Source organism: Pseudomonas sp. TE12234 (assembly GCF_054061835.1).
Map to the genome: position 1 here is coordinate 59,594 of NZ_JBSSEP010000016.1, position 26,393 is coordinate 85,986.

The window sequence follows — 26,393 nt, forward strand, 5'->3', positions numbered from 1 at the left end:
TGGGTACTTTTTGCTGGGCCGGCACTCCGGCGTTTGAAAAAAGTGCCTCGCCGTAAGGGCGAAACCGCCAGCCGCCATTACCGCAGCAATGGATATGTACGCAACCAACCCAAAACCCGGTCGGCCCAGAGGCCGCCGATACACCCGCATCAACTCAACCCCCTGAGCCGCCCCCGGATAAACCGCCGCTCCGGCTCCTGCCGAGTCAACTCCAGCGCCCGCTCATACGCCTGCCGAGCCTGCTCCACCCGCCCCAACTGCCGGCAAAACTCTGCCCGCGCCGAATGGGCCAAGTGGTAATCCAGCAGCTCACCGCGCTCCAGAATCGCCTCGACCAGCGCCAACCCCGCCAACGGCCCATCCCGCTTCGACAAGGCCGCGGCACGGTTCAACTCGATCACCGGCGAAGGTACTGCGCGCAGCAACACGTCATAGAGACCGACAATCTGCGTCCAGTCGGTTTGCTCCACCGACGGCGCTTCGGCATGCACCGCTGCAATCGCCGCTTGCAGGCAATAAGGACCGAATCGCCGCGTGCCCAGCGCCCGCTCCACCAACGCACTGCCTTCGGCGATCATCTGACTGTCCCACAACCTTCGATCCTGATCATCCAGCAGGATCAACTCGCCACTCGAGGAGGTGCGCGCCGGGCGCCGCGACTCATGCAACAGCATCAGCGCCAGCAGCCCCATCACCTCCGGCTCCGGCAACAACTCCATGAGCAAACGACCGAGCCGAATGGCCTCACGGGTCAAGTCTTCGCGGGTCACCTGCGCGCCGATGGACGCCGAATAACCTTCGTTGAACACCAGGTAAATCACCCGCAACACACTGTCGAGGCGTTCGGGCAGTTCTGCCAGGGTCGGCACCTGATAAGGGATTTTCGCGTCACGGATTTTCGCTTTGGCCCGCACGATGCGCTGGGCGATGGTGGCCGGTGCCGAGAGGAAGGCCCGGGCAATTTCTTCCGTGGTCAGGTCGCAAACTTCCCGCAGGGTCAGCGGCACCTGCGCGTCCGCCGCCAGTGCCGGGTGACAGCAGGTGAAAATCAGCCGCAGGCGGTCGTCTTCCACGTCCTCGTCACTCCAGTCGGCCTGCTCCAGCGCTTCCAACTGAGCGATCAACAGCGGACGAGACGCAGCGAAGCGCGCTCGCCGGCGCAACACATCGATGGCCTTGAAGCGCCCGGTGGACACCAGCCACGCCCGCGGATTGTCCGGCACACCGTCCCGTTGCCAGCGCTCGACCGCAATGAAAAACGCCTCATGCAAGGCTTCTTCGGCGAGGTCGAAATCGCCGAGCAAGCGGATCAGTGTCGCCAGAATCCGTCGCGACTCCTCACGATAAACCTGCTCGACTCGCTCCTTGACCGACACCGTCATCTCAAGGATTCAACTGGCGAACGGGGCGCACTTCGACACAACCGACCCGAGCCGCCGGGATGTCACCGGCGACCTGAATCGCTTCGTTGAGGTCCTTGGCATCGATGAGGTAGAAGCCGGCCAATTGCTCCTTGGTTTCGGCGAACGGGCCGTCGGTGATCGACAACTTGCCGTTGCGCATGCGCACGGTGGTGGCGGTCTGCACCGACTCCAGCGCCTCGGCGGCGACCATCCGGCCACTGCCCTGGACCGACTCGGCGTACGCCATACACTCCGCGTCCTTCGGGCTGTCCGGCAACGAATGCAGCAGGTGCTCGTCGCTGTAGACCAGGCATAAATATTTCATGAGCTTCTCCAGGATCGAAGATCAACTATGGCCTTGAACTGGCCGATTGGCGCGGATTGCCGATCAACAGCCCGACGTTCAGGGCTCCAGGTTGAACAGGGCCGTGCCACTCATCATGTCGAAGGGGGCCGACCAGTGTTCGTGGACAATGCGCCATTGTCCGGCCTCACGCCGGTAGCAGGCCGTCACGCGCATCCAGCACGCCTGGGTTTCACCCTTGTCATTGGTGCCGCCGCAGTGCGCCAGCCAATGGGCAAAGGCGATGTGCTCATCGGCCACGATGTTGGTGTGGTCGAAGTCGAAGGTATGCGGGCCCTGGCACATTTCCATGCATTCCAGCCAGTGTGCGCGGTAGGCGGCCTTGCCGCGAAACTGCAACGCCTTGACCGCGTCGTAGGAGACGATGTCGTCGGCGTACAGGGCCATGATTTTCTCGACGTCCTTGGCGATGACCGCCTGACGGTAAGTGTCGATCAGGGTCTGGATTTCGTGTGTGGCGTTCATGGTGGTTCTCCGTGGTTTTTGTTGTGAAGACACCCTTAGTCGTCTGGCGATCCATCCGATCGACAGCCGAAATAAAAATAATCCATGAACGCAAACTCGCTAGAATCCGAGGCTCATTTCCGTTGGAAAAAGGACACTCCAGTGACAGCCCGACTCGTGCCTTACGAAAGCCTGAATGCGCTGCAGCGCCAGCAAGTCGAGGCCATCGAAGTGCATCCGGAACAAATCAGGTTTTCTGGTGACATCCACGGTGCATTGCACACCCTGCTGTCCAGGCCCGGCCCCGGCGTCAAAGGATTTGCCCTGTTGGCCGACGCGATTCCCGTGGCCTTCCTGCTGCTCAAGCGCCCGCCGGTATTACCCGCCTGGGCCGACGAACACAGCGCCACCCTGCATGCCTTGCAGGTCGATCAGCGCGCCCAGGGCAAGGGCTATGGCAAGGCTTGCCTGCAGGACTTGCCCGGAGCGGCCCGCCAGGCCTGGCCGGAAATTCGCGGGCTGGAGCTGTCGGTGGATGCGGACAACGCAGCGGCCATTGCCCTGTATGTCAAATATGGTTTTGTCGACAGCGGCGAGGCGTACAAGGGACGGATCGGTTATGAGCGGCGGATGGGGTTGATGTTCTAGGCCCGCCACCCATCTGGGGGTCTGGTCGGGTTTAGAGAACGAGCACCATCTCATGCCACGCCATGCCGCCATGGTCCGACGCCGATGGCTTGACGTAGGCAAAGCCGAACCCGGCGTAAAGCGGGATATGCCGTTCCTTGCACATCAGGTTGATGCTGGTCTTGCCCATTGCGCGCATGCGCTCGATGAACTCGCCCATCAAACGCTTGGCCAGGCCCTGCCCCTGATAATCCGGATGCACCACCACCGACATGATCACCACGTGGGGCCCGGCCGGGTCGTGGCCGATCAGTTCCTTGAACGCTTCGTCCGACATCTCCACCTGAAACGCCGCACCGGAATTGATGAAACCGGCCACCACGCCGTCCACTTCGGCAACGATGAAACCTTCGGGCCACGTGGCGATGCGGGTGGCGATTTTTTCCCGCGTCGCGGCTTCGTCGCCTTCGTAGGCAAGGGTTTCGATGGCGTAGCAACGTTCCAGATCGGCGGGCAGGACGTTTCGGATGACGGTGTTCATGGCAACTCGGAATCAGCGATGGGAAAGCCCGGGATCATAAATCAGCCTCCCCGTGACATCGAGAGACGAATCGTCGATACATCTCTCGATGCGGCTGATCAGGCCTTGATCGGCAGCCAGATTTCCAGCTTTCCGGTGTTGAGCCTGGGGTTGAAGTCTTCGCTGTAGCGTTCGAATTCCGGGGCGTCCGCCGCTTGGTGCCCGGACTGAGGCAGCCAGGTATCGCAGATGTAGCGAAAGGTCTGCGGCAAGGCGTCCAGCGGCCCCTTGTGCTCGAACACGGCGTAATACTGCGGCTGAATTTCTACCCAACGGTATTGCTCGGGCAAATCATCGAGCTTGCTGATCTCAACCCCGGCGATGTAATCAAATCCACCCTTGCCATCGAAATTGCAGCAGACGCCGTAGGTGACTTCCCCCTTTTGACCCGGCACGTTGCCGATGTGGGGACCGAATTTTTCCCAGAGCGCGGGAATGCCTGCGGTGGTCTGCGGGGTGAAGGGGCCGCCAAGCCCTGCAATCAGCAGGAAGTGTCCGTGTTCGAAGCGGGGTTCCAGCAATTCGACGCTTTTTTGCTCATCCATGACTCGACTCCAGGAAGGAAAAAGGGGTTCGGCTGGGAGTATAGAAGCCAAACCCGTTTCGCCCACCTACAGCGCGTGCAACTGTTCGACGGCGGCCGCACCGACGAACTCGTTGTAGCCAGAAAGAATCACGTACACCGCGAAATAGCAGAAGATCGCCGCCGATGCCATGTAGGAGTAACGCAGCAGCTTGTCGCCGAGCAACTTGCCGCCATGGCTCGCGGCAAAGCACAGGCCGGCGGACCACAGCAAACCGGCGCAAAGAAAACCGCCGAGGAACAGCGCCGAACTGAGCGGGCCACCGCCGCCTGATCGCGCGATCAACGTGCCACCCACCGCGGCAAACCAGAGAATCGCGCTGGGCGAAGACATGGCCAGGAAGATCCCGCGGAAAAACTCCTTGCGGTGCGAGTTGTGACCTACCTCGGCGGTTTCGGCCAACAGCGCTTCATGATGGATCGCCGAATAAATCATCTTCGCCGCGAAATACACCAGCAACGCCGAACCGCCGATCCACAGTACCCAGCGCACGGTTTCGTATTGCAGCAAAACCGTCATGCCGGCCAGCGCCAGCACCGCGTAGATCAGGTCGCCGACGCAGGTGCCCAGGCCCAGTGCAAAGCCTTGAAAATAGCCGCGCTGCATGGCCAGGGTGATCATGGCGATATTGGCCACGCCAATGTCCAGGCACAGCGAAAGGCTCAGCAAGAAGCCACTGGTGAATTCCATCGTCCCAATTCCTTCGGAAAAATTTGTTTACATGGAGGCTGGACAGTCTGCCACAGCTGACCGTACATTCCGCACAGGTCACCGCAGTGACCAGCGTCGCTCGGACGGTTCCGGGCGCTTACGTTATCCGAGGCAACAATGGCCGAACAAGGTTCGCCGCGCCGCTTTGCGCGCATAGATCGACTCCCCCCTTACGTTTTCAACATCACCGCCGAGCTGAAGATGGCTGCCCGTCGTCGTGGCGAAGACATCATCGACTTGAGCATGGGCAATCCCGATGGCGCCACGCCGCCGCACATCGTCGAGAAACTGGTGACCGTCGCCCAGCGCGAAGACACCCATGGCTACTCGACGTCCAAGGGCATTCCGCGCCTGCGCCGGGCGATTTCCAACTGGTACAAGGATCGCTACGAGGTCGACATCGACCCGGAAACCGAAGCCATTGTCACCATCGGTTCCAAGGAAGGCCTGGCGCATCTGATGCTGGCGACCCTCGACCAGGGCGACACCGTGCTGGTGCCGAACCCGAGCTACCCGATTCACATCTACGGTGCCGTGATTGCCGGCGCCCAGGTGCGTTCGGTGCCGCTGGTGCCGGGCGTGGATTTCTTCGCCGAACTGGAGCGCGCGATTCGCGGCTCGATTCCGAAGCCGAAAATGATGATCCTCGGCTTCCCGTCCAACCCCACCGCGCAGTGCGTGGAGCTGGACTTCTTCGAGCGGGTGATTGCCCTCGCCAAGCAGTACGACGTGCTGGTGGTGCATGACCTGGCCTATGCCGACATCGTCTACGACGGCTGGAAAGCCCCGTCGATCATGCAGGTACCGGGCGCCAAGGACATTGCGGTGGAGTTTTTCACCCTGTCCAAGAGCTACAACATGGCGGGCTGGCGCATCGGTTTCATGGTCGGCAACCCGGAACTGGTCAACGCCCTGGCGCGGATCAAGAGTTACCACGACTACGGCACCTTCACCCCGCTGCAAGTCGCGGCGATTGCAGCGCTCGAAGGCGACCAGCAATGCGTGCTCGACATCGCCGAGCAATACCGCCAGCGCCGTAACGTGCTGGTCAAAGGCCTGCATGAGCTGGGCTGGATGGTCGAGAATCCAAAAGCGTCGATGTACGTCTGGGCCAAGATTCCCGAGGCGTATGCCCATCTGGGTTCGCTGGAGTTCGCCAAGAAACTGCTGGCCGAAGCCAAAGTCTGTGTCTCGCCAGGCGTGGGTTTTGGTGAGTACGGGGATGATCATGTGCGCTTCGCGCTGATCGAAAACCAGGACCGGATTCGTCAGGCCGTTCGCGGCATTCGCGGGATGTTCCGGGCCGATGGGTTGATCGCCAAATCCAGCGCCTGACAGAAAACCCTGTAGGAGCGAGCCTGCTCGCGATGGTGGGTCAGTTAACGTGTATGCAGCTGACACCCCTTCGCGAGCTCGCTCCTACAAATAAATCACCCACAAAAAAACCGCATCGCTGCGGTTTTTTTGTGTCTGGCGTTTAGCTTTAAACGAACAACGACAACAGCAGAATGAAGCCCAGGCCCACCACCGACAGGATGGTTTCCATCGCGGTCCAGGTCTTGAAGGTTTCCGCCACAGTCATGTTGAAGTACTGCTTCACCAGCCAGAAACCGGCGTCGTTGACGTGGGACAGGATCAACGAACCGGCACCGGTGGCCAGCACCAGCAGCTCACGGTTCACGCCCGGAATCATCCCCACCACCGGCACCACGATGCCTGCGCCAGTGATGGTCGCCACGGTTGCCGAACCGGTCGCGATGCGGATCACCGCCGCCACCAGCCACGCCAGCAGGATCGGCGAGATTTGCGCGTTCACCGCCATGTGGCCGATCACGTCACCCACACCACTGGTCACCAGCATCTGCTTGAAGCCACCACCGGCACCGATGATCAGGATGATCGCGGCGGTCGGCGCCAGGCTCGCGTCCAGCCATTTCATCATCTGGCTGGAACCGATGCCCTGCTTGTAGCCGAAGGTATACAGCGACAGCAGCAAGGCCAGCAGCAAGGCCGAGATCGGGTGACCGATCAGGTCCATGAAGGTGCGGAAGAAGTTGCCATCGGGCAGCACCACGTCGGCAAAGGTCTTGAGCAGCATCAGGAACACCGGCAGCAGCACGGTGACGAGGGTGATGCCGAAGCTCGGCAGATCGCCGGCTTCCGGCTCGCGAGCCAGTTGATCCACCAGTTCCTGATTAGGCGTGCCCGGGATGTATTTGGAAATGAAGGTGCCGTAGATCGGGCCGGCGATGATGGCCGTCGGCAGCGCAACGATCAGACCGTACAGAATGGTTTTGCCGATGTCGGCACCGAAAACGCCGATCGCCAGCAGCGGACCCGGGTGCGGCGGCACAAGGCCATGGACGGCGGACAGACCGGCCAGCAACGGGATGCCGATCTTGATGATCGACACACCGGTACGACGGGCGACGATGAACACCAGCGGAATCAGCAGCACGAAACCGATTTCGAAGAACAGCGGGATGCCCACCAGGAACGCGGCGAACATCATGGCCCACTGCACTTTATCTTTGCCGAAGGCGCGGATCAGGGTCTGGGCGATCTGGTCCGCCCCGCCCGACTCGGCCATCATTTTGCCGAGCATGGTGCCCAGCGCGAGGATGATCCCGACGAAACCGAGCACGCCACCGAAGCCGTCCTGGAACGCCTTGATCACGGTGCCGATCGGCATGCCGGAAGTCAGCCCGAGGAAGGCTGCGGCGATGATCAGGGCAAGAAAGGGGTGCAACTTGAACTTGGTGATCAGAACGATAAGCCCGATCACCGTGACCACTGCATCGAGCAGCAGGAACGTCTCGTGGGACATGCCAAACATTAGGGGTGTCTCCTGGTTGTTGTTGTTATTAAAGCGGGTAATTCGAAAGTCATAAGGACAGCGCTATCTCTGCGAGCAAAATCAACCGGCACGTTTCAAGCCATGGGCCAGCCACCAGTGGTGCGCCTGCACGGCCAGCTCATCGACGCTGTGGGTCGATGCATCGAGGGCCAGGGTCAGGGGCTCGCCGACGGGGGATTCGAGGGTGGCGAACTGGCTGTCGATCAGGGTCGACGGCATGAAGTGATCCGGCCGGTGGGAAACACGGTCGGCGGCGACTTCAGGGGTCAGTTCAAGAAACACGAAGCCCAGGCCCGGCAAGGCACTGCGCAGGCGTTCGCGGTAAATGTGTTTGAGCGCCGAGCACGTCAGCACCGGGCGCTGACCGAGGGCGTCCACGCGACGCAACTCATCGCACAGGCTGTCGAGCCAGCCGGCACGGTCTTCATCGTTCAGGGGGATGCCCGCGCTCATCTTTTCGATATTGGCGGCAGGGTGAAAAGTGTCGCCTTCAATGGCAGTGGCGCCGCTGAGCTGGCACAGGGCCTCGCTGACGCACGTCTTGCCGCAACCGGCAACGCCCATGATGACCAGGGCGGTGATGGGATGATTCATGTAACACCTCAGCGCGCAGACAGCGCTACCTTTGCCAGTTATGACACTAGACCAAAAGTAGAAGTTGCCGACGCCTTCTTGTCATTTTTGTGGGTTGCAGCATGTTCGTTCCCAACGCCAAAAAGCGAGGATCAGGCAAACCCTCGCTCACGCATTTGCAGCTGCATCGAGACAGCGCTACCTTAGTGCCTTGAATTTTGTTTGGCAAGCCGTCGATGATCTCAACCAAAAACGATAAAAACACACGAACCACTGGCCGCCCTACCCTGAACGAAGTAGCCCGACTGGCCGGCGTCAGCCCGATTACCGCTTCGCGCGCCCTGCGCGGCGTCAGCACCGTGGCCGCTGAACTGGTGGAAAAAGTCCAGAAAGCGGCGCTTGAACTCAACTACGTGGTCAACCCGGCTGCCCGCGCCCTGGCCTCGGCCCAGAGCCATTCGGTGGTGGTGTTGGTGCCGTCGCTGTCCAACCTGTTATTCATCGACACCCTGGAAGCCATTCATCAGGTGCTGCGCCCCAAGGGCTTCGAAGTGCTGATCGGCAACTTCCACTATTCCCGCGACGAAGAAGAAAACTTGCTGCGCAACTACATGGCCTATCAGCCGCGCGGCTTGCTGCTGACCGGTTTCGACCGCACGGAAAGTTCGCGGCGGATGATCGAAGCGAGCAACATTCCCTGCGTCTACATGATGGAGCTCGACAGCGCCGCCGGACTCAATTGCGTGGGTTTTTCGCAACTGGCTGCCGGCGAAACGGCGGCCGAACACCTGCTGTCCCGCGGGCGCAAGCGCCTGGCCTACATCGGCGCGCAACTCGACCAGCGCACGCTGCTGCGCGGCGAAGGTTTCCGCAAGGCCCTGCAAAAGGCCGGTTTGTATGCCCCGGACCTGGAAGTCCTGACCCCGCGCGCCTCCTCGGTCGGCCTGGGCGGCGAACTGTTCCTGCAACTGCTCGCCAGTCATCCCGATGTCGATGCGATTTTCTTCGGCAACGACGACCTGGCCCAGGGAGCATTGCTCGAAGCCATGCGCTGCGGAATCAAGATTCCCGGGCAGGTGGCGATTCTCGGCTTCAACGACCTGCCCATGTCGGAACACATGGTCCCGCGCCTGAGCAGCATCAACACCCCGCGCGAGGCGATTGGTCGTCGTGCGGCGGAGCAAATGTTGACGCTGATGGCCGGCAACACCGTGGCCAAACCGGTGCAGGACATGGGGTTCGAGTTGAAGGTGCGCGAGAGCACGTAAGGACGGACCATAGGATTTCAACTAACCTTTTCAGAACAACGAATGTCGCCAACCGGTCCGCACCCTGCCAGTCTCCCGTAGCGCGTCAATTCGCTAACGGAGTCGCAAAATGGAACATGCACTGAAAATTCTCGGTAAAGCCTCCTCGATCAACGTCCGCAAGGTCTTGTGGACGTGCGAGGAGCTGGACCTGTCCTACACGCGTGAGGATTGGGGCAGCGGTTTTGCCTCGACCCACAGCCCCGAGTTTCTGCGACTCAATCCCAATGCGCAGGTACCGGTGATCATCGATGAGAACGGGGTGCTGTGGGAGTCCAACACCATCTGCCGCTACCTGGCCGGCAAACACCACCATCACCATGCTGAACTGCTGCCCACCGATCCAGCCGCGCGCGCCCGGGTGGAACAGTGGATGGATTGGCAGGCCATCGAACTCAATGCGTCCTGGAGCTATGCGTTCATGGCGCTGGTGCGCAAGGATCCGGAGTTCCAGGACCCGCATCGTGTGGAGGTCAGCGTGCGTGGCTGGAATCAGAAAATGGGCATCCTCGAGCATCAGCTGGCAAGCACCAAGGCTTATGTTGCCGGGCCAAAATTCACTTTGGCCGATATCGTCGTCGGGCTGTCGGTCAATCGCTGGTTGATGACGCCGATCGAACGCCCCGATTTCCCGGCCATCGACGAGTATTTCAGGCGTTTGGCGCAGCACCCTGGATTTCTCAAGCATTGCTGCAATGGCCTGCCTTGAGGGTGCCAGTGAGCCCTTGCGGTCGAACTCTGCCGTTTGGCGGCAAGGCATGACCGAAAACGCTCGTTGCCCGCCTGGAAAAAATCACTCAAGATGCTGATATATAAGATATTTTTCTTATAGGCATGCTAATTGCTCAACGCACAGCACCGCCATTACCCACAAGGTCTACATATCATGTTGGTCAGTGCAAAATCGAACATGGTCATGCCACTCGCCAAACGGCTCGGTGAAGATCCGAACGCCGAAGCCGCTGCCGGACTTCAGGGCGGCCTTCAAGGCGCCATGATGCAAGCGCTGCAAAACAATGTGCAGTCGCAAACCGCGCAGGCCAGCGAGCAGGTGCAGGCATCCGCCACCCAAATCGCCACTCAGCAGGTCAGCCAGGCCAGCACGATCAGCGACAACCTGGATGAAGCCTTCGCCAAGACCCGCGTGAACCTGCAAGCGACGACTGCAAGCTCACCGGCCGACACCCAGGACAAGGTCGGCAGTGGCTCGGCCACCGACGAATTCAAGGACTACATGAGCAAATCGCCCGAACAGCGTTTGCGCGACGATATTCTGCAAGGGATGGGACTCACGGAAGACGATGTGAAAGCCATGCCTCCTGCGCAACAATTGGCGATCGGCAAAGAGATCGCCGAGCGCATGCAAGACAAGGTGAAACTGGCGCAGACCGAGAAAGACACCGGCAGCAGCGATAAAGGCAGCAGCCAGGTGGTCGACAAGTTCCTCGCTTCGCTTTGATGGCGCCGGAACCAAAAGGGGCCTCTTCCGGGGCCCCTTTCATCGGATCACAATTAATTCAACTGCAAGGTCGAATTGAACTGGCTGATGGCATCCACCACATGCCGCGACCCTTGTTGAATCTCCAGAATCACCTCCCCCGCCTCATTCGCCAGCTCTACCCCGAGCCCGGTTCGACTCAAGCTCGACTGCATGCTCGACACCGCGCTCAATGACAAATCGTGGTTCTTGCGCACCACTTCGACAATTTCCACCGTCGCCTGGCTGGTGCGTGCGGCCAGGCTGCGCACTTCGTCGGCCACCACCGCGAACCCGCGCCCATGCTCGCCGGCACGGGCTGCCTCGATCGCGGCGTTGAGGGCCAGCAGGTTGGTCTGATCGGCAATGCCGCGAATGGTCTGAACAATGGTGCCGATGATGTCGGACTGTTTGCTGACGGCATCGATGCTCACCGCCGCTTCGTTCAAGTCGCGGGAAATGTCCTGGATGATCTGCACCGTTTGCTGCACCACCTCCGACCCTTTGCGCGCGCAGGCGTCGTTTTGAACCGAGGTGCTGTGGGCCGATTCCGCGGCCGTTTGCAGGGTGGTGACCTGCTCGGTGATGTTGCTGGCGAACTTCACCACTTTGTACAGCCGGCCTTTGGTGTCGAACAACGGGTTGTAGGACGCCTCCAGATAAACCATGTGGCCGAACTTGTCCTTGCGTTCGAATCGGTGCGAGTGGTATTCGCCGCGATTGAGTGAGGCCCAGAACGCTCTGTAGTTGGGCGATTCACTTTCGCTGCGGTGGCAAAACATACTGTGATGCTGGCCGACGATTTCATTGAGCGAGTAGTGCATGGTTTTCAGGAAGTTTTCGTTGGCCGTGATCACCTTGCCGTCGGGGGTGAACTCGATCACCGCCATGGAACGCCCGATCGCCGCGAGCATGCTTTCGTTTTGATGTTCTTCGTAGACTCTGGCGGAGATGTCGGTGGCGATTTTAATCACACTGCGTACTTGCCGGTCTGGCCCGTACACCGGCATGTAGCTGGCCTCGAGCCAGATCTCCTTGCCGCCCTTGTTCAAGCGCAAAAAGGTGCCGCTGACGGGTTCGCCACGGGCCAGGTCGCGCCACAACTTGGCGTACTCTTCGCTGCGGTAAAACGCCTCTTCACAAAATATCCGGTGGTGCTTGCCGCGGACTTCTTCAACGCTGTAACCCATGGCGCTGCAAAAGTTTTCATTGGCATCGAGCACAATGCCGTCCGGGGTAAATTCAATCATCGCCATCGAACGGCTGATGGCGGCCAACTTGGCGTTGGCCTCGCCCAGCGCACAGCTGAAACGTTCGATTTCCTGCAGGTCAGCCTTGTGATGTAGGTTGAACATGTTCGTACCACCTTGAGCGCGGTCTTTTGATTAATGAAAGTTGCTGATCTTTCACATCCACCACTACGTTCCACAGAACAGGTACACGCGCCCCTCCACGGGAAGGACTTGTCAGGTGATAAATGATGTTTAATCGGAGGGTCCTTTTAACGACACTCTTATCAAGACATCCTTCTCTTGATAGCCCGGAATCGGGCCAGCCCTAACGTACTCAAAAGCAAACTCCCTTTACCCGATCGCTCCATTTTGCCCCGCCTCGGTGCCTTGGAATGCGCACTCTCAGGGTTAAACGCCGGTCACCCGAAGGCCACCGACATAGTTAGTTACAGATGAGCATAGACAGCCGTCATGGCTAAGCAAGGCCACTAGTCGGCCAGTATTGAGGACAAAATCGGTTCAGCGGAAAGGGCTGACAATGCGTGTCGTCGATGGACTGACACGACCGGCGCTGACCGCGCCATGGGAGGGATAAGGCTGCTGATCGCTTCGCGGGCAGGCCCGCGAAGTCTTCAGACCAATAACTACAAACTCGCGCTCACCTTGCTGGCCACTTCACCCGGCACCCAGCCCTTCCAGACCTGCGGTTGATCACGCAAAAAACCTTCGGCGACTTCTCGCGGCTTTTGTCGTTTTTCACTCATCTGGCCCAGGGTCTGGTTCAGCAGATCAATCGGCAGGTCGACTTTCTCGAAGAACGCCACCAGGTCCGGGTACTGCGCCTTGAACGGTGCCGACACGCCAATGGCGAGGCTGGCCGGCATCGAGCGGGTGCCTTTGGGGTGCAGGTTGCTGGCATCGGCCAGGGTTTTCCAGGCGTCGGCATCGAAGGCCGGCTCGTCGAGTTTGACCAGTTTGAAACGCCCCAGTAGCGGCGTCGGTGACCAGTAATAGAACAGCACCGGTTTACCCCGACGAATCGTCGAAGCCACTTCGGCATCCAGCGCCGCGCCAGAGCCGGTACGGAAGTTGACGTAGCTGGCCGTCAGGTCATAGGCCTTGAGTTTCTGACTGTTGACGATCTCCGAGGTCCAGCCGGTGGGGCTGTTGAGGAAGCGCCCACGGCTCGGGTCTTCGGGATCGCGGAACACGTCCTTGTAACGCGCCAGGTCGGCCACGGATTTCAGATCCGGTGCCAGGGGTTTGATGCCGCGCTGTGGATCGCCCTTGATCACATATTCCGGCACCCACCAGCCTTCGGTGGCCCCCTTGACCGTGTCGCCCAGGCCAAACACTTTGCCCTCCGCCGCGGCTTTGACCCACGCCGGACTGCGCCCGGCCCATTCTTCGCCGATCACTTGAATGTCATTTTTGGCCAGCGCCGCCTCAAGGCTGACGGTGCTGCCCGGCAAGGTGTCAGTCGGATAGCCGTAACCCTTTTCGACGATCAGGCGCAGGATTTCGGTAATCAGACTGCCGCTTTCCCATGTGATGTCGCCGAAGTGGATGGGCGCGGGGTTTTGCGCCGCCGGTGCCTGGCTGGCCATCAGGCTCAGGGCCAGCAGGGAACTGCCGAGCAGGGTTTTGATCGATTTCATGCGGACCTCTGGGTCAGGAGTAACGGGTTCAGGGATTGGTTAGCGATGAGCTTGGCGCACAGGGCTTGGGAGCGGGTCATATAGGTGCTGACCGAACGCTGGGAAATGCCCAGTTCGGCGGCAATTTGCGGGTAGGTCAAACCGTCGATCCGCGACAGCAGAAAGGTTGCCCGGACCTTGCCTGGAAGACGCGCCAAGGAGCGCTCGAGGCCATGCAAGGCCTGGGTCAGTTGCGCCAGTTCTTCAGGCGAAGGCGCCGATAGCCGTTCAACCTGTTGCAACTGATCGAGGTGGCGACGTTCCAGGTCGCGACGGCGCCAGCGCTGATAGATCAGGCGCCGCGCAATGGTGGTCAACAGCGCGCGAGGCTCACGGATGGAGAGGGCTGCGGGCGACTCGAGCAACTGCACAAAGGTGTCGGAGGCAATGTCTTCGACACTGGAAGCAGACCCCAGATACTGGCGCAATCGAGTGCAAAGCCAGGGGTAATGGGCGCGGAACAATCCGCCCACGTCGTTGCGATGGGAAAAGTCGGCGCCGGACATAGAGGCTCCAAAGGTCAGGGGTCGCTGAATGTCCGGTGGTCCGGTGCCGCGATCCTAGCAAGGAGCCTTATTCATTAATAATACTTAAATGTCATTTTTATATTCCATTATGGAATTTAACTGATCGCCGCCTGATCAATCCCATCGCGAGCAAGCCACGTTCCCACAGACGTGGCTCGCCCGCGAAAATATGGATCTGTCGACGCCCATCCAAAAGCTCAGCGCAGCCGCCCATACCCTAACGCCTCGGCTTCCATCTGATAGTCGAGAACCACCTGATAGTCGCTTTCACTGGCAGGCAACACCTCTCGCAAACCCAGTAACTCCGCTACATCCGGCAATTTCTGCAACGTCTGATTCATCACCCGTCGAAATTCTTCGACCTGCTCATCGTTAAGCGTGGCAGCGGTGATGTACGGCAAGGTCGGGCTGAAGGCGCTGCGAGCGACGACACGCAAACCCGCCACTTCTTCCTCGGCGTGGCGCGCCAGATAGGCGAAGGTCACGCTGTCGATGGCGGCCAGGTCGGCCAGGTCTTCGCGCAACCAGCGCAGGCTTTCGCGGTGGCTGCCGCTGATGCCGACCTGGGCAAAAAACCGCCCGTCGCGCTGCAAGGGCGCCAGCCGGTGACGCAGCAGATTCATGCCGCTGTTGGAGTCTTCGCCATTGATCACGCCACGGCTGTCGCGAAAATCCGCCAGGGCTCGCCGTGTATCGATGGCCCGGCTCACCAGCAGGCTGCAATGATGGCCGTCGGTGCTATCCGCCAGCTCATAGCGTGGCCGCCCCACCACCCGCACCTGGCCGCGCAATGCTGTCATCAGCGGGTAGCCGCAGGTTTGGGTCAACAGCAGTTGCGGGGATCGCCAGAGTTCCAGCAATGGCAGATCCTCGACATGACGACGCGTGACGCCCAGCCGCCCAACGATCTGCGCCAGCCAGCGTTCGTTAGCCTGGCGGATGGGCTCGGGAGCGACGTACATCAGTAATTCAGCAATGTCTTGAGTCATCAAAATCTTCCCTGCAACAAACGCCCCCTTAAAAGTGGGCAGTCTCAGTGAAACGGATGCCGTGGACTGTCGATGGCCTTCGCCCAGTGCTCGCGCCACAACTGACCATACCCCTGCACCAGAAACCCGCCACTGCGCGCCAGCCATTGCTCGCGTCGGGCGCGATAGGCCCGTGGCAGGTCGTACCAGGGCAAACCCGGCAAATCATGGTGCACCAGGTGCAGGTTGAGGTTGAGAAACAGCCAGCGCCAGGGCCACGCCGCTTCGTTGAGTACCGTGCGTTGCTGCGGTGCCGCGTGCGGGCGATGTTCATAGTAGGAGCGGATCATCGCAATCGACAGCGCCGGCACACTGATCAGCAACAGGTAATGCCACACCGGTATCAGGCTATAGCGCGCGATGAACAGCAACATGAGCAATGTCAGCGCAGTATGGCTGAGCCACATCAGCCAGACCTGGCGCTCGCCGCTTTTGAGCCGTTGCAGCGTCTCCCGGACCAACGCCAGCAAGGCCAGTGGCGCACCGATGACGAAGCGGCCGAGCACGGTTTTGTTCAGCCGATGCAGGCCCTGCTCGAACAACGAACTGCCCTGCCATTGCTCGGCACTCAGGTAGCGGCTTTCAGGATCGCGACCGGGGATGGTCAGGTCTTCATCACGGTGATGCTGCAAATGGCTGTCGCGATACAGGGTGTAGGGATACCAGACGGCGAATGGCGCGTAGCCGAGGACTTTGTTCAGCGCTGGCCAGCGCGTGGGATGACCGTGGAGCAATTCATGCTGCACCGACAGCCACAGCACCACCAGGGGAATCAGCAACAACGTGCTCCACCACAGGCCCAACTGCGGGCTGGCCAGGACAATGCCGAACCAGGCGCCATAAACGCCGATCAGCAACAGCCAGGTCGGCCACTCGGTGCGAGCCGTCAGGCGTTGGCGCAGGGTCTCGATTTCTTCTTGGTGGGCAGCATCGAAGTAATGGGGCATGGCGTTGCTCGGATCGGGATCAATTCCCTTCTGTGCAACGACGCCGGGTTTTCTTGCAGATTTTTTTACACTGGACGAACGGCGGGAGCCCGAGGACCGGGCTCCCTGATCACGGGATCAATGACCGAAAATATCGACCTTCTTGGCCTTCTTCTCCGCACGCTTCTCAATGGCGGTTTTTGCCGGTTTTTTCTTCGCTGCTTTCTTTGAATCCATACCTTTGGACATGATGCGTACTCCACTCACACGGGATGTGAGATCAGGTATACACCTATCCTTGGGGTCCCGTTCTTTTATAATCGCCCGCTTTGCACACCGACAGTCCGGTCCTATGCCCAACACTCAATACACCCGGCTCGATGAGCTGTTATGGCCGTTGATGAACAAGTTTTATCGCGCCCACCAATCCTCGATGAAAGCGGTCCGCGACGCGCAATTGTGGGTCGCCCGGCGCGACGAAATCGTCGGGGCGTTGTGCTTGCGTCCGGTGTCCGGCGGGCATTGGCTGACGGGGTTGTTTGTCGATCCGGCCTGTCGCGGGCAAGGCATCGCCGCTGCGTTGATCGCCGCCGCGGTGAAGGACGCCGAAAACCCCGTCTGGCTGTTCTGCCACCCGGACTTGCGCGGTTTTTATGAGCGTCGCGGCTTTGTCTTCGATCCACAGATGCCCTATGCCATGGCCGAGCGCCTGAGCCGTTATGCCCGCAGCAAACCGATGATCGCCATGGGCCTGGAACCATTGGTCAGGACCACAGGGTGATCGATAAGTCGAAGCGCATGACGCTACGGTTTGTAAAACCTGCAAAGTGACACCCGCCTGATGCCCGATTGTCGGCGCCAGGCGGTGATGGCTCCGTCGCTTTTGCTGACAGGCCAGCGCCTGCAGGGTTTTGCGTCGTTAATCGTCGGCGTTCGGATCAAGGTCCGGAAACATCACCTCGGTAAACCCGAACTTGCTGAAATCGTGGATGCGCGACGGGTACAACCGGCCGATCAGGTGGTCGCACTCATGCTGCACCACTCGCGCATGGAACCCGGTGGCGATGCGCACGATGGGCTCGCCCTTGGGATCGAAGCCCTCGTAGCGAATGTGTTGATAACGATCCACGGCGCCGCGCAAACCGGGCACCGACAGGCAACCTTCGAAGCCCTCTTCCAGGGTCGGACTCAGCGGGGTGATCAACGGATTGATCAGGATCGTCTGCGGCACCGCTTCGGCATCCGGATACCGCTCGCTGTGCTCGAAGCCGAAGATTACCAGTTGCAGATCGACACCGATCTGCGGCGCAGCCAGGCCGACACCGCCCACGCTTTCCATGGTCTGGAACATGTCGTCGATCAATTGCCACAGTTCCGGGCTGTCGAACATCTCGGCCGGCACCGGCGGGGCAATGCGCAGCAGGCGCTCATCGCCCATTTTCAGAATTTCACGGATCATGGTCAGGCTTCGTCAGTGGTCGGTTTGAGCGAGTGATCCCGGCCCAGTCCCGACACATGGTGTTTGGGTTCGATGCTCGGGCCGTGCTCGCCGGGGACTTTTTCACCCGGGTCCTTGCCTTCCTTGGACATGTGCTCGATCACCGCATTCATCTCGGCACCGAGCAGCAGCACCGCGGAAGAAATATAGAAGTACAGCAACAGCACGATGATCGCGCCGATACTGCCATACATGGCGTTGTAGTTGGCGAACTCCTTGACGTAGAAACCGAAGCCCAGGGACGCGATGATCCACACCACCACCGCCAATACCGAGCCCGGTGTAATGAAGCGGAACTCCTGTTTGACGTCGGGCATCACGTAGTAGATCAGTGCCACGGCCACCATCAAAAGAATCACGATCACCGGCCAGCGCGCGATGGTCCACAGCGTGACGATGAAGTATTCGAGGCCGACTTGCGACGCGATCCAGCTCATCACTTGTGGCCCCAGCACCATCAATGCGGCGGCAATCAACAGCATGCCGGCGACGCCGACGGTGTAGATGATCGACAGCGGAAAACGCTTCCACGCCGGCCGGCCTTCGACCACATCGTAGGCGGCGTTCATCGCGCTCATCATCAGCCGCACGCCAGCCGAGGCCGTCCACAGGGCGATCACGATACCCACTGAAAGCAGCCCACCCTTGGACTGCTGGAGCTGGTCGATCACCGGATTCACCTGCTCCAGGGCCTGGGGCGGCAGTACCAGTTCAGATTGAAGGCGCAGCCAGGAGAAGAAGTCCGGCAAGTGCAGGAAACCGATCAGGGCGATCAGGAACAGAATGAACGGAAACAGCGAAAACAGCATTTGATAGGCCAGCGCCGAGGCATAGGTCGACATCTCGTCGTCGATGAACTCGGTGACCGTGCGCACCATCACACGATGCAAGGGCAGACCTTTCATGTCCGGGAAAATCATTAGCGTCTCCATTCGCCGCAAACAAAATGGTGGGTCAAGTCGTGGCGACTCAAGGGCCGTTTTCTACATCAAAATACTCTAGCTGGCGACTTTGAAACAATTTCAGGGTTCAAGTTCAGGCTGACACAAAAACGGCCATCCGCGGATGGCCGTTTCTTGCCTTTATTAAAGGCTGAGTTACGCCTTATCGATGCCTTTCTTCAGGGCATCCTTGGCTTTACCAACGGCTTGTTGGGCTTCGCCTTTCTTTTCCTGCATCACGCCTTCGGCGCGCATTTTGTCGTTACCGGTGACTTTGCCCACGCCTTGCTTGACGTTACCGGCTGCTTCGTTGGCCATGCCTTTAACTTTATCGCCAGTGCTGCTCATGGTGTTTCTCCTGTGAACATCTCGATGAAAAAGGTCGTTACACAAGGTTGACCGGAGGCGTTTGCACGGAGTTTCATTTATTTTCACCTCGCCATTTCATCGTTCAACGCAGGTTGGGCTTTATGTTTGCCCGGCAACCCCCGAGAATGCGCAACGTATTCAGGCCATGGCGCTGAAGATCCAATCCCGTAGGAATGTTATGAAACTCGATAAAAAGCAGGCCATTGCCCGCAGAAACCAGGAACTCGGCGGTGCTGTGCTTGGCGTCAACAACTGCCATTTCACTGAATTGAACCGCAACCGCAACATTTGGTGGTTCGATATTCCGGTCGCGCGTCTGGCCATTGGTCAGTACGAGTGGATTCACCTGCTGATGCACACCCCGGAAACCGACGAGCTGTTGCACCTGAAAGTGCCAACGGTATTCCTGCGCGAGAAACTCGAAGGCCTGGTGGTGCGCAACCAGGGCAAGCGCAAAGCCGCATTGAGCCTGGAACTGAGCGCCGACAAGGACTCGTACCTGCAGGACATGCGCCCGGCGGGCACCAACGTCAATTTCGCGCCGTTCCGCCAATAACTCGATCTCTTGTGAGCTCCCTCGCCACAAAAGCCGTTCAGTCAAAGCATTGCGCAACAAAAAGCCCCGCTTCGGCGTAATGCTGTTCATTTAAGAGATAGAGCGAGCAATCAGTAACCTGTGGCGAGGGAGCTCGCTCCCGCTGGGGCGCGCAGCGGCCCAAAAAATGGGACTGCTGCGCAGTCCAGCGGGAGCAAGCTCCCTCGCCACAGGTACAGTGTTCGTCCTTAACTGAACAGTATTGCCGGCATGCCGGGGCTTTAACGTTACTGACTACGCGCCTGCCTGTTCGACCGCGCCTTGTAACCTGGAAGCGACGCTGCAAAGGCCAGTGCTTCTTCACGGCTGCCAAAGGAGGCCAGTCGATCGCCTTTGGTGCATACCCGCCAGGGGCCGTTGTTCACGCTCAGTACGTCGTAGCCGTTCATGTGCATTTTGTTCAACATCGGAACGCTCATGGTCGTCTCCTTTTCGGCAGTGATATCCAGGGTTGACGTGCCTACCTTACACCCACCTTTTATCCGAATGCCGACCAGACGTCGTATCGCCACACCCCCCTTCAATGGCACTTTCACGTATTTCTCACATCGAACTACCCAACCACCGGTAAAACGGTATGCGGCGCAAATATTGCATTTTTGTTACAGTTCAATGACATAAAGCGATCAGACAGCACATGAAAGTACGCGCAACCGTCATTTGCGAGCAGGACCGGCACATCCTCCTGGTGCGCAAGCTCAGGTGTCGCTGGGCGCTGCCCGGTGGGAAAGTCGAGCCCGGCGAAACCAGGGCCGATGCCGCCATACGCGAACTGCAGGAAGAAACCGGCCTTTATGCCGACGAGATGCTGTACCTGATGGAACTGGAATCCGGCGACACCCGGCACCACGTCTACGAAGCATCCGTGGTGAATCTGCATGAGGTCCGGGCGCAAAATGAAATTGTCGACTTCATCTGGTTCCCGCTGGATACCGTACAAAACCTGAGCACCAGCGACGCGACGCTGCGCATTATCAGAGCGTTTCAGCGTCGCCTGTAATTGCCGGTGCGTCAGCCCTGATCGCCACCGCCCACCGGCATGACCATGCCGGTGATATAGGAGGCTTCGTCGCTGGCCAGAAACAGAATAGCCCCGGCCTGCTCATCCAGCGTGCCGTAGCGCTTCATCAAACTGCTGTCGAGGGTTTGATCGACGATCTGCTGGTACCAGATTTTCTCCTGCGCGCTCTGCTCGGCGCTGTTGCGCGGGATGACTCGCGGCGGCGCTTCGGTGCCGCCCGGCGCGGTGGCATTGACCCGCACGCCGCGCCCGGCGGTTTCGAATGCCAGGCAAGCGGTCAGGGCATTCACGCCACCCTTTGCTGCGCCATAGGGCACGCGGTTGACACTGCGGGTGGCGATGGACGAGACGTTGACGATCGCCCCACTGCCCTGCTCCAGCATGAACGGCAAGGCGGCATGGCAGCACCACAGCGTCGGAAACAGTGAACGGCGGACTTCGGCTTCGATCTGCGAGACCTCGTAGTGCTCGAACGGCTTGGCCCAGATCGTGCCGCCCACGTTGTTGATCAGCACGTCGAGCCGATCAAAGCGTTCGACGGCGGTGTGCATCACCCGATTGCACTCATCGTATTGCTCAAGGTCGGCCGTCAGGGCCAGGACCTGACAGGTCGGCGCCAACGCCTTCTGCACCTCGAACACCAGGTCGGAGCGATCGACCAGGATCAGCTTCGCGCCTTCGGCGGCCATGCGTTCGGCCACCCGGCGCCCGATGCCCTGGGCCGCGCCGGTGATCAGCGCGACTTTATCGTGAAATCTGTTCATGTGTACCCCATGACTAAGGATGCAGGTCAATGAAGAAGTACCGGACAAAACACAGACCTGTGGGAGCGAGCCTGCTCGCGATAGCCGGCTCACAAGGCGACATCGATGTCGAATGTTCTGCCCTCATCGCGAGCAGGCTCGCTCCCACAGTGGTTCAGTGTCGTGCTCGGGATGTGCGCGCAACTCAGGCCGCGCTGGCGGCGAATTTTTCGTAGTAGAAGTTCGCCGGCTTGATGCCCTGCTCGCCGATGTACTTGCTGACCGCTTCCACCATCGGCGGCGGGCCGCACAGATAGACGTCGACGTCACCATCGTTCAAATGCTTCGGTTCGATGTGCTGGGTCACGTAGCCCTTGAGCGGGTGCCGGCTGTCAGGACTGGCCACACAGGCGCTGTAGCTGAAGTTCGGGATACGCGCGGCAAAGGCTTCCAGGCGATCGAGTTCCACCAGATCAAAATCGTGGGTCACGCCGTAGATCAAATGCAGCGGATGTTCACTGCCCTGCTCGGCGATTTTCTCCAGCATCGCGGTGAACGGCGCCAGGCCGGTGCCGCCGGCCAGCAACAACAACGGCCGACGGATGTCGCGCAGGTAAAAACTGCCCAGGGGACCGGCCAGGCTCATGCTGTCACCAGCCTTGGCCATGCCGGTGAGGAAGCTGCTCATCAAGCCGCCGGGCACGTTGCGAATCAGGAAACTGACTTCGCCGTCGCGCTGCAACGAGCTGAACGAGTAGGCGCGGGTCTGCCCGCTGCCAGGAATCCCCAGGTTCACGTATTGCCCCGGCAGGAACGCCAGTTTGTTCAAAGCCTCGCCCTTGATCGACAGCGCGATGGTGCTGTCGGACAACTGGCGCACAGCGCTGATGGTGGCGTCATAGCTGGCTTGCTGGGTGCGGCAGACCTCCGACGACACCGGCACCCGCACCACGCAATCGCTCTGGGCGCGCATCTGGCAGGTCAGTACAAAGCCCTGCTCGGCTTCATCGGCGCTGAGGGCGTCTTCGATGTACTCCTCGCCCAGGTCGTAGCGACCGGCCTCGGCAAAGCACTTGCAGGTGCCGCAGGCACCGTCACGGCAGTCCAGCGGAATGTTGATACCCTGACGGTACGCGGCATCGGCCACGGTTTCGCCGGCATTGGCGTCGATGAACCGGGTGACGCCGTCTTCGAAGTTGAACGCAATGGAATGGGTCATGACGGCCGCCTCACAGGTGATAGACATCGATGACCTGACGAACGTAGTCGTTCTTCAGGATCACTTTCTTGGCCTTGATCAGCGGGTTTTCACCGCGCACATCGAGGGTGTAGAAACTGCTGCCGAAATAGCTGTCGACGGTCTTGTAGCGAAAGCTCAGGGTGTGCCAGTTGAAGCGCACCTTGCACAGTCCGTCGGCCTGTTCGAGCAACTCGATGTTGCTGATATTGTGCGAAGTACGGGTGTCCGGAATGCTCGCACTGGAACGCTCGGTCTTGATCCGGAAGACGCGGTCTTCCAGGCCGGTGCGGTTGCCGTACCAGATCAGCGAGATTTCCCGCTGCGGGTCTTCGGTCAACTCATCGTTGTCGTCCCACGACGGCATCCAGAATGTGGCGTCCGGGGCGTACAACTCCAGCCACTCATCCCATTGCCGGTCATCGAGGTAACGCGCTTCGCGGTAGAGAAAATCGCGCACGCTGTCATAGGTGATGGTCATTGCACGGTCTCCACGGCAATCAGCCCGGACTGCTCGTCCGCCAGGGCCTTGAGCATGGTCTGCTGCCAATACTTGTGTTGCAGCACGAACAGGCCTTCGTCTTCGGTGCGCACGCCGCTGAGCAGCGGGTGCAGGTCGATCTCTTTGGCTGCTTCGTCGGCACCTTCGATCCAGTGCTCGGCACCGCGGGACATGTCATTCCAGGTGGTGACGCTGCCCTGGTAGCTGGTCTGGCAGGAGCGGAACTCCTCCAGGTCATCCGGGGTGGCCATGCCGCTGACGTTGAAGAAATCTTCGTACTGGCGAATCCGGCTCGAACGCGCAGCGTCGCTCTCGCCCTTGGGGGCGATGCAGTAGATGGTGATTTCCGTGCGGTTGACCGAGATCGGCCGGGCAATGCGGATCTGCGAGCTGAACTGATCCATCAGGTACACGTTCGGGTACAGGCACAGGTTGCGCGAGTTCTCGATCATCCAGTCGGCGCGGGCCTTGCCGAAGTCCTGGGCGAGTTCGTCGCGACGCTCGTACAACGGACGGTCCTCGGGGTTGGCCCAGCGGGTCCAGAGCAGCATGTGGCCCTTGTCGAAGGAATAGAAACCACCGCCCTGCTTGGCCCAGCTGCCCGCGCTCATGGTCGGGTTGGTATCACCGGCCTCGCGCTGTTTGCGCTGGTTCTGGGTCGCCGCGTAGTTCCAGTGCACGGAGCTGACGTGGTAACCGTCGGCACCGTTTTCGGCAGTGAGTTTCCAGTTGCCTTCATAGATGTAGCTGGAAGAGCCGCGCAGCACTTCCAGGCCATCGGGCGACTGATCGACGATCATGTCGATGATCTTCGCCGACTCGCCCAGGTGCTCCACCAGCGGCACCACATCGGCCTTGAGGCTGCCGAACAGGAAACCGCGATAGGACTCGAAACGCGCGACTTTGGTCAGGTCGTGGGAGCCTTCGCAGTTGAAGCTCGCCGGGTAGCCGGCATTGGCCGGGTCCTTGACCTTGAGCAGCTTGCCCGAGTTGTTGAACGTCCAGCCATGGAACGGGCAGGTATAGGAACTCTTGTTGCCGGACTTGTGCCGGCACAGGGTCGCGCCGCGATGACTGCAGGCGTTGAGGAAAGCGTTGAGCACACCGTCCTTGTTGCGCGCGATGAAGATCGACTGGCGCCCCATGGTCGTGGTGTAGAAATCATTGATATTGGGGATCTGGCTTTCATGGGCCAGGTACAGCCAGTTGCCTTCGAAGATGTGTTGCATCTCCAGATCGAACAGGCGCGGGTCGGTGAACATCTCGCGCTTGCAGCGATAGAGGCCTTGGGCAGGGTCGTCTTCAAGCAGGGAGTGAAGATATTCGGGTCGCAGGGTCATGGCCGCCGCCTCCGTTGTTATTGTTCAGGCAGGGTCATGCTAGGACGAGGGGGGATGACGGACTATCCGCGGGGTGCAGACCTTTATCCGTTTTGTGCAACAGATGAAGGGATTCTGGCGGCAACTTCCCCGAACAACACCAGAAAACAAAAATGCCCGGCCAAAGGCCGGGCATTCCAGACAAACACTGCCAATCAAAAATCAGTCAGTAAAACCAAACCGCGCCACCCCGCTCAACCGAGCCTGCCCACGGGTCGCCAGGCAGTAATACAGTGGACACGTCACCACCAACCCCACCAGCCACGACAGATCCGCCCCCTCAACCAGATTGGCGTAAGGCCCGACATACAGCGACGTATTGGCAAACGGCAATTGCACGATGATCCCGATGAAATACGCCACGATCGCGTGCAGATTGAAGCGCCCATAGATCCCGCCGTCGGCACGGAAGATCGAAGCAATGTCGTAGCAGCCACGCTTGATCACATAGAAATCAATCAGGTTGATCGAAGCCCACGGCACCAGCACCAACAACAGCGCCAGAATCAGCCCGATGAACTGCGAGATGAAATTCGCCGAAGCGCCGAGCGCCACCACGCAGCAACCCGCCAGCACCACGCTCGACAACACCACGCGCACCTTGATGCTCGGCGTCCACTGACTGGCGAAGGTCTGGATCGAAGTGATGATCGACAGCACCGCGCCGTACAGATTCAAGGCGTTGTGACTGATGATGTTGAGCAGGAACAGCACCATCAGAATCGGTCCCAGCCAACCGGTGGATTGCTTCACCGCAGCCATTGCTTCAGTGCCTTCCGGGGTCGCCAGGACCGCCACCGCGCCGAAGGTAAATGACAGGATCGTGCCCAGGGTCGCGCCCAGGTAAGTGGCGAAGAACGGACGAGTGATGCCGATATCCGCCGGCAGGTAGCGCGAGTAGTCCGACACGTAAGGCGAGAAGCTGATCTGCCAGATGATCCCCAGGGACACCGTGGCCAACCAGCCAGACAGGTTGAAACCGCCGCGGGTGAAGAAGTCCACTGGCAAGTCATGGGCGAAGATATAGAGGAAACCGGCGAGCAGCGCGCTGCCCATCACCCAGGTGCCAATGCGGTTGAGGGTGTGGATGAAGCGGTAACCGATCACCCCGATGGCGGTGGCGCTGAGGGCGCCGATCAGGATGCTGGCGGGCACCGGGACCGAAGGCACGATGCCGACGATCGACTTGCCGGCCAACACGATGTTGGAAATGAAGAAACCGACGTAGATCAGGGCGGCAAAGAACACGATCAGCAACGCGCCATAGCGGCCGAACTGACCCCGGCTCTGGACCATTTGCGGAATGCCCATGCGCGGGCCCTGGGCCGATGCCAGGGCAATCACCAGCCCGCCGACCATGTGCCCCAGGGCAATCGCCAGCAGCCCCCAGAACAAGTTGAGATGGAACACTTGAACCACCATGGCACCGGTGACGATGGGCAGGGGTGCAATGTTGGTACTGAACCATAGGGTGAAAAGATCGCGGGCCTTCCCGTGGCGCTCTGCGAGTGGAACGTAGTCGACCGTGTGATTCTCGATCAACGGGTCTTGCCGGGACATCTGGGACATATGCATGAACTCGAGTTTGTCTGTTCTTATCTTTGTATGAAGCCAAACCGGGGGGACTCTCTGGCCGCCCCTCAGATGCGCACCATATTATGGTATTCCAAACTTTTCACAAGACTGATCCGGTCTTTGCGAGCCCATCTGATGCGCAATCCTGCCGCAAAACCGCACGCTGTGCCTAGCTGAAAGCCGCGAATTTGCTGAC

General features: G+C 59.8%; 30 protein-coding genes and 1 pseudogene. 8 read left to right on the top strand and 23 right to left on the bottom strand.

The features are described from left to right. Positions 1-149 precede the first annotated feature (149 nt). From ACVWYU_RS22310 to ACVWYU_RS22320, 3 genes are all read right to left on the bottom strand, one after another. The gene (locus ACVWYU_RS22310) at positions 150-1,382 is read right to left on the bottom strand and encodes an RNA polymerase sigma factor (protein ID WP_457373681.1); all 1,233 of its coding nucleotides are present in this window, start codon (positions 1,380-1,382) and stop codon (positions 150-152) included. A gap of 1 nt (position 1,383) precedes the next feature. After that, positions 1,384-1,728 (bottom strand): YciI family protein, encoded by a 345-nt coding sequence (locus tag ACVWYU_RS22315; protein WP_247257772.1) that lies wholly within the window; start codon positions 1,726-1,728, stop codon positions 1,384-1,386. A gap of 78 nt (positions 1,729-1,806) precedes the next feature. After that, positions 1,807-2,232: a YybH family protein gene (locus ACVWYU_RS22320; RefSeq protein WP_090324666.1), complete on the bottom strand. Its 426-nt coding sequence runs from the start codon at positions 2,230-2,232 to the stop codon at positions 1,807-1,809. Between the two features lie 141 nt (positions 2,233-2,373). Between ACVWYU_RS22320 and ACVWYU_RS22325 the strand changes: the two genes are divergently transcribed. Beyond that, positions 2,374-2,859 carry a GNAT family N-acetyltransferase gene (locus tag ACVWYU_RS22325; RefSeq protein WP_090324668.1) on the top strand — a complete coding sequence of 162 codons (486 nt, stop codon included), beginning with the start codon at positions 2,374-2,376 and terminating at the stop codon, positions 2,857-2,859. Between the two features lie 31 nt (positions 2,860-2,890). On the opposite strand, the gene ACVWYU_RS22330 is transcribed toward ACVWYU_RS22325, so the two are convergent. The 3 genes from ACVWYU_RS22330 to ACVWYU_RS22340 form a co-directional block, all read right to left on the bottom strand. After that, a complete protein-coding gene (locus ACVWYU_RS22330; protein ID WP_457373682.1) occupies positions 2,891-3,379 on the bottom strand; it encodes a GNAT family N-acetyltransferase in 489 nt (162 codons plus the stop codon). 98 nt (positions 3,380-3,477) lie between these two features. Beyond that, entirely contained in the window at positions 3,478-3,963 is a 486-nt protein-coding gene (locus tag ACVWYU_RS22335; protein ID WP_247257775.1) for a GyrI-like domain-containing protein, read from the bottom strand. Positions 3,964-4,029: 66 nt separating this feature from the next. Further along, positions 4,030-4,692, bottom strand: coding sequence for a LysE family translocator (locus tag ACVWYU_RS22340; protein ID WP_128605608.1), 663 nt, complete (start codon positions 4,690-4,692; stop codon positions 4,030-4,032). 138 nt (positions 4,693-4,830) lie between these two features. Here ACVWYU_RS22340 and alaC point away from each other — a divergent pair, with 138 nt between their 5' ends. Next, positions 4,831-6,048: an alanine transaminase gene (alaC, locus tag ACVWYU_RS22345; protein ID WP_047532424.1), complete on the top strand. Its 1,218-nt coding sequence runs from the start codon at positions 4,831-4,833 to the stop codon at positions 6,046-6,048. A 148-nt stretch (positions 6,049-6,196) separates the two neighbouring features. Here alaC and ACVWYU_RS22350 read toward each other — a convergent pair whose 3' ends face one another. Continuing rightward, entirely contained in the window at positions 6,197-7,549 is a 1,353-nt protein-coding gene (locus tag ACVWYU_RS22350; protein WP_457373683.1) for a GntP family permease, read from the bottom strand. An 81-nt stretch (positions 7,550-7,630) separates the two neighbouring features. Next, positions 7,631-8,164: a gluconokinase gene (locus tag ACVWYU_RS22355; RefSeq protein ID WP_090324675.1), complete on the bottom strand. Its 534-nt coding sequence runs from the start codon at positions 8,162-8,164 to the stop codon at positions 7,631-7,633. 215 nt (positions 8,165-8,379) lie between these two features. Here ACVWYU_RS22355 and gntR point away from each other — a divergent pair, with 215 nt between their 5' ends. The 3 genes from gntR to ACVWYU_RS22370 all read left to right on the top strand — a co-directional run bounded on the left by gntR (position 8,380) and on the right by ACVWYU_RS22370 (position 10,909). Then, the gene (gntR, locus tag ACVWYU_RS22360) at positions 8,380-9,411 is read left to right on the top strand and encodes an HTH-type transcriptional regulator GntR (RefSeq protein ID WP_457373684.1); all 1,032 of its coding nucleotides are present in this window, start codon (positions 8,380-8,382) and stop codon (positions 9,409-9,411) included. A 109-nt stretch (positions 9,412-9,520) separates the two neighbouring features. Beyond that, positions 9,521-10,159, top strand: coding sequence for a glutathione S-transferase family protein (locus ACVWYU_RS22365; RefSeq protein ID WP_090324678.1), 639 nt, complete (start codon positions 9,521-9,523; stop codon positions 10,157-10,159). A gap of 177 nt (positions 10,160-10,336) precedes the next feature. Continuing rightward, positions 10,337-10,909 carry a hypothetical protein gene (locus ACVWYU_RS22370; protein ID WP_457373685.1) on the top strand — a complete coding sequence of 191 codons (573 nt, stop codon included), beginning with the start codon at positions 10,337-10,339 and terminating at the stop codon, positions 10,907-10,909. 53 nt (positions 10,910-10,962) lie between these two features. Here the strand turns inward: ACVWYU_RS22370 and ACVWYU_RS22375 are convergent, their stop codons facing one another. From ACVWYU_RS22375 to ACVWYU_RS22400, 6 genes and pseudogenes are all read right to left on the bottom strand, one after another. Continuing rightward, on the bottom strand, positions 10,963-11,532 hold the full coding sequence (locus tag ACVWYU_RS22375; protein WP_425415229.1) for a methyl-accepting chemotaxis protein: 570 nt from the start codon (positions 11,530-11,532) through the stop codon (positions 10,963-10,965). Further along, a pseudogene (locus ACVWYU_RS22380) lies at positions 11,506-12,282 on the bottom strand (PAS domain-containing protein); the annotation flags it as partial. The gene ACVWYU_RS22375 and the pseudogene ACVWYU_RS22380, both read right to left, overlap by 27 nt. 521 nt (positions 12,283-12,803) lie before the next feature. Continuing rightward, the gene (locus ACVWYU_RS22385) at positions 12,804-13,817 is read right to left on the bottom strand and encodes an ABC transporter substrate-binding protein (protein ID WP_457373686.1); all 1,014 of its coding nucleotides are present in this window, start codon (positions 13,815-13,817) and stop codon (positions 12,804-12,806) included. Next, a complete protein-coding gene (locus ACVWYU_RS22390) occupies positions 13,814-14,362 on the bottom strand; it encodes a sigma-70 family RNA polymerase sigma factor (RefSeq protein WP_248916779.1) in 549 nt (182 codons plus the stop codon). The genes ACVWYU_RS22385 and ACVWYU_RS22390 overlap by 4 nt, the downstream gene beginning before the upstream one ends. 218 nt (positions 14,363-14,580) lie before the next feature. Then, positions 14,581-15,372 (bottom strand): phosphate/phosphite/phosphonate ABC transporter substrate-binding protein, encoded by a 792-nt coding sequence (locus ACVWYU_RS22395; protein ID WP_457373687.1) that lies wholly within the window; start codon positions 15,370-15,372, stop codon positions 14,581-14,583. Positions 15,373-15,416: 44 nt separating this feature from the next. After that, positions 15,417-16,358, bottom strand: coding sequence for a fatty acid desaturase (locus tag ACVWYU_RS22400; protein ID WP_247257784.1), 942 nt, complete (start codon positions 16,356-16,358; stop codon positions 15,417-15,419). A 331-nt stretch (positions 16,359-16,689) separates the two neighbouring features. Here ACVWYU_RS22400 and ACVWYU_RS22405 point away from each other — a divergent pair, with 331 nt between their 5' ends. After that, positions 16,690-17,118 carry a GNAT family N-acetyltransferase gene (locus tag ACVWYU_RS22405; protein WP_457373688.1) on the top strand — a complete coding sequence of 143 codons (429 nt, stop codon included), beginning with the start codon at positions 16,690-16,692 and terminating at the stop codon, positions 17,116-17,118. A gap of 138 nt (positions 17,119-17,256) precedes the next feature. On the opposite strand, the gene def is transcribed toward ACVWYU_RS22405, so the two are convergent. From def to ACVWYU_RS22420, 3 genes are all read right to left on the bottom strand, one after another. Beyond that, complete coding sequence (gene def, locus ACVWYU_RS22410; protein ID WP_390957114.1) at positions 17,257-17,796, bottom strand: peptide deformylase; 540 nt, start codon at positions 17,794-17,796, stop codon at positions 17,257-17,259. A gap of 2 nt (positions 17,797-17,798) precedes the next feature. Next, a complete protein-coding gene (locus ACVWYU_RS22415; RefSeq protein WP_247257787.1) occupies positions 17,799-18,755 on the bottom strand; it encodes a YihY/virulence factor BrkB family protein in 957 nt (318 codons plus the stop codon). Between the two features lie 177 nt (positions 18,756-18,932). Then, complete coding sequence (locus tag ACVWYU_RS22420) at positions 18,933-19,124, bottom strand: CsbD family protein (RefSeq protein ID WP_090324694.1); 192 nt, start codon at positions 19,122-19,124, stop codon at positions 18,933-18,935. Between the two features lie 199 nt (positions 19,125-19,323). Here ACVWYU_RS22420 and ACVWYU_RS22425 point away from each other — a divergent pair, with 199 nt between their 5' ends. After that, positions 19,324-19,701, top strand: a complete 378-nt coding sequence (locus ACVWYU_RS22425) for a hypothetical protein (protein ID WP_090324700.1) — start codon at positions 19,324-19,326, stop codon at positions 19,699-19,701. A gap of 266 nt (positions 19,702-19,967) precedes the next feature. Here the strand turns inward: ACVWYU_RS22425 and ACVWYU_RS22430 are convergent, their stop codons facing one another. Continuing rightward, positions 19,968-20,159, bottom strand: a complete 192-nt coding sequence (locus ACVWYU_RS22430) for a DUF2188 domain-containing protein (protein ID WP_457373689.1) — start codon at positions 20,157-20,159, stop codon at positions 19,968-19,970. A gap of 218 nt (positions 20,160-20,377) precedes the next feature. On the opposite strand from ACVWYU_RS22430, the gene ACVWYU_RS22435 reads away from it, so the two are divergent. Next, positions 20,378-20,740, top strand: a complete 363-nt coding sequence (locus ACVWYU_RS22435) for an NUDIX hydrolase (RefSeq protein ID WP_247254990.1) — start codon at positions 20,378-20,380, stop codon at positions 20,738-20,740. An 11-nt stretch (positions 20,741-20,751) separates the two neighbouring features. On the opposite strand, the gene ACVWYU_RS22440 is transcribed toward ACVWYU_RS22435, so the two are convergent. The 5 genes from ACVWYU_RS22440 to ACVWYU_RS22460 form a co-directional block, all read right to left on the bottom strand. Continuing rightward, positions 20,752-21,525, bottom strand: coding sequence for a 1,6-dihydroxycyclohexa-2,4-diene-1-carboxylate dehydrogenase (locus ACVWYU_RS22440; RefSeq protein ID WP_457373690.1), 774 nt, complete (start codon positions 21,523-21,525; stop codon positions 20,752-20,754). 184 nt (positions 21,526-21,709) lie between these two features. Further along, a complete protein-coding gene (gene benC / locus ACVWYU_RS22445; RefSeq protein WP_457373691.1) occupies positions 21,710-22,723 on the bottom strand; it encodes a benzoate 1,2-dioxygenase electron transfer component BenC in 1,014 nt (337 codons plus the stop codon). A gap of 10 nt (positions 22,724-22,733) precedes the next feature. Next, positions 22,734-23,222: a benzoate 1,2-dioxygenase small subunit gene (benB, locus tag ACVWYU_RS22450; RefSeq protein ID WP_090323279.1), complete on the bottom strand. Its 489-nt coding sequence runs from the start codon at positions 23,220-23,222 to the stop codon at positions 22,734-22,736. Then, positions 23,219-24,583 (bottom strand): benzoate 1,2-dioxygenase large subunit, encoded by a 1,365-nt coding sequence (benA, locus tag ACVWYU_RS22455; protein ID WP_090323281.1) that lies wholly within the window; start codon positions 24,581-24,583, stop codon positions 23,219-23,221. Before benA ends, benB begins: the two co-directional genes overlap by 4 nt. Before the next feature lie 201 nt (positions 24,584-24,784). Continuing rightward, positions 24,785-26,191 carry a purine-cytosine permease family protein gene (locus ACVWYU_RS22460; RefSeq protein ID WP_390955559.1) on the bottom strand — a complete coding sequence of 469 codons (1,407 nt, stop codon included), beginning with the start codon at positions 26,189-26,191 and terminating at the stop codon, positions 24,785-24,787. Positions 26,192-26,393 lie beyond the last annotated feature (202 nt).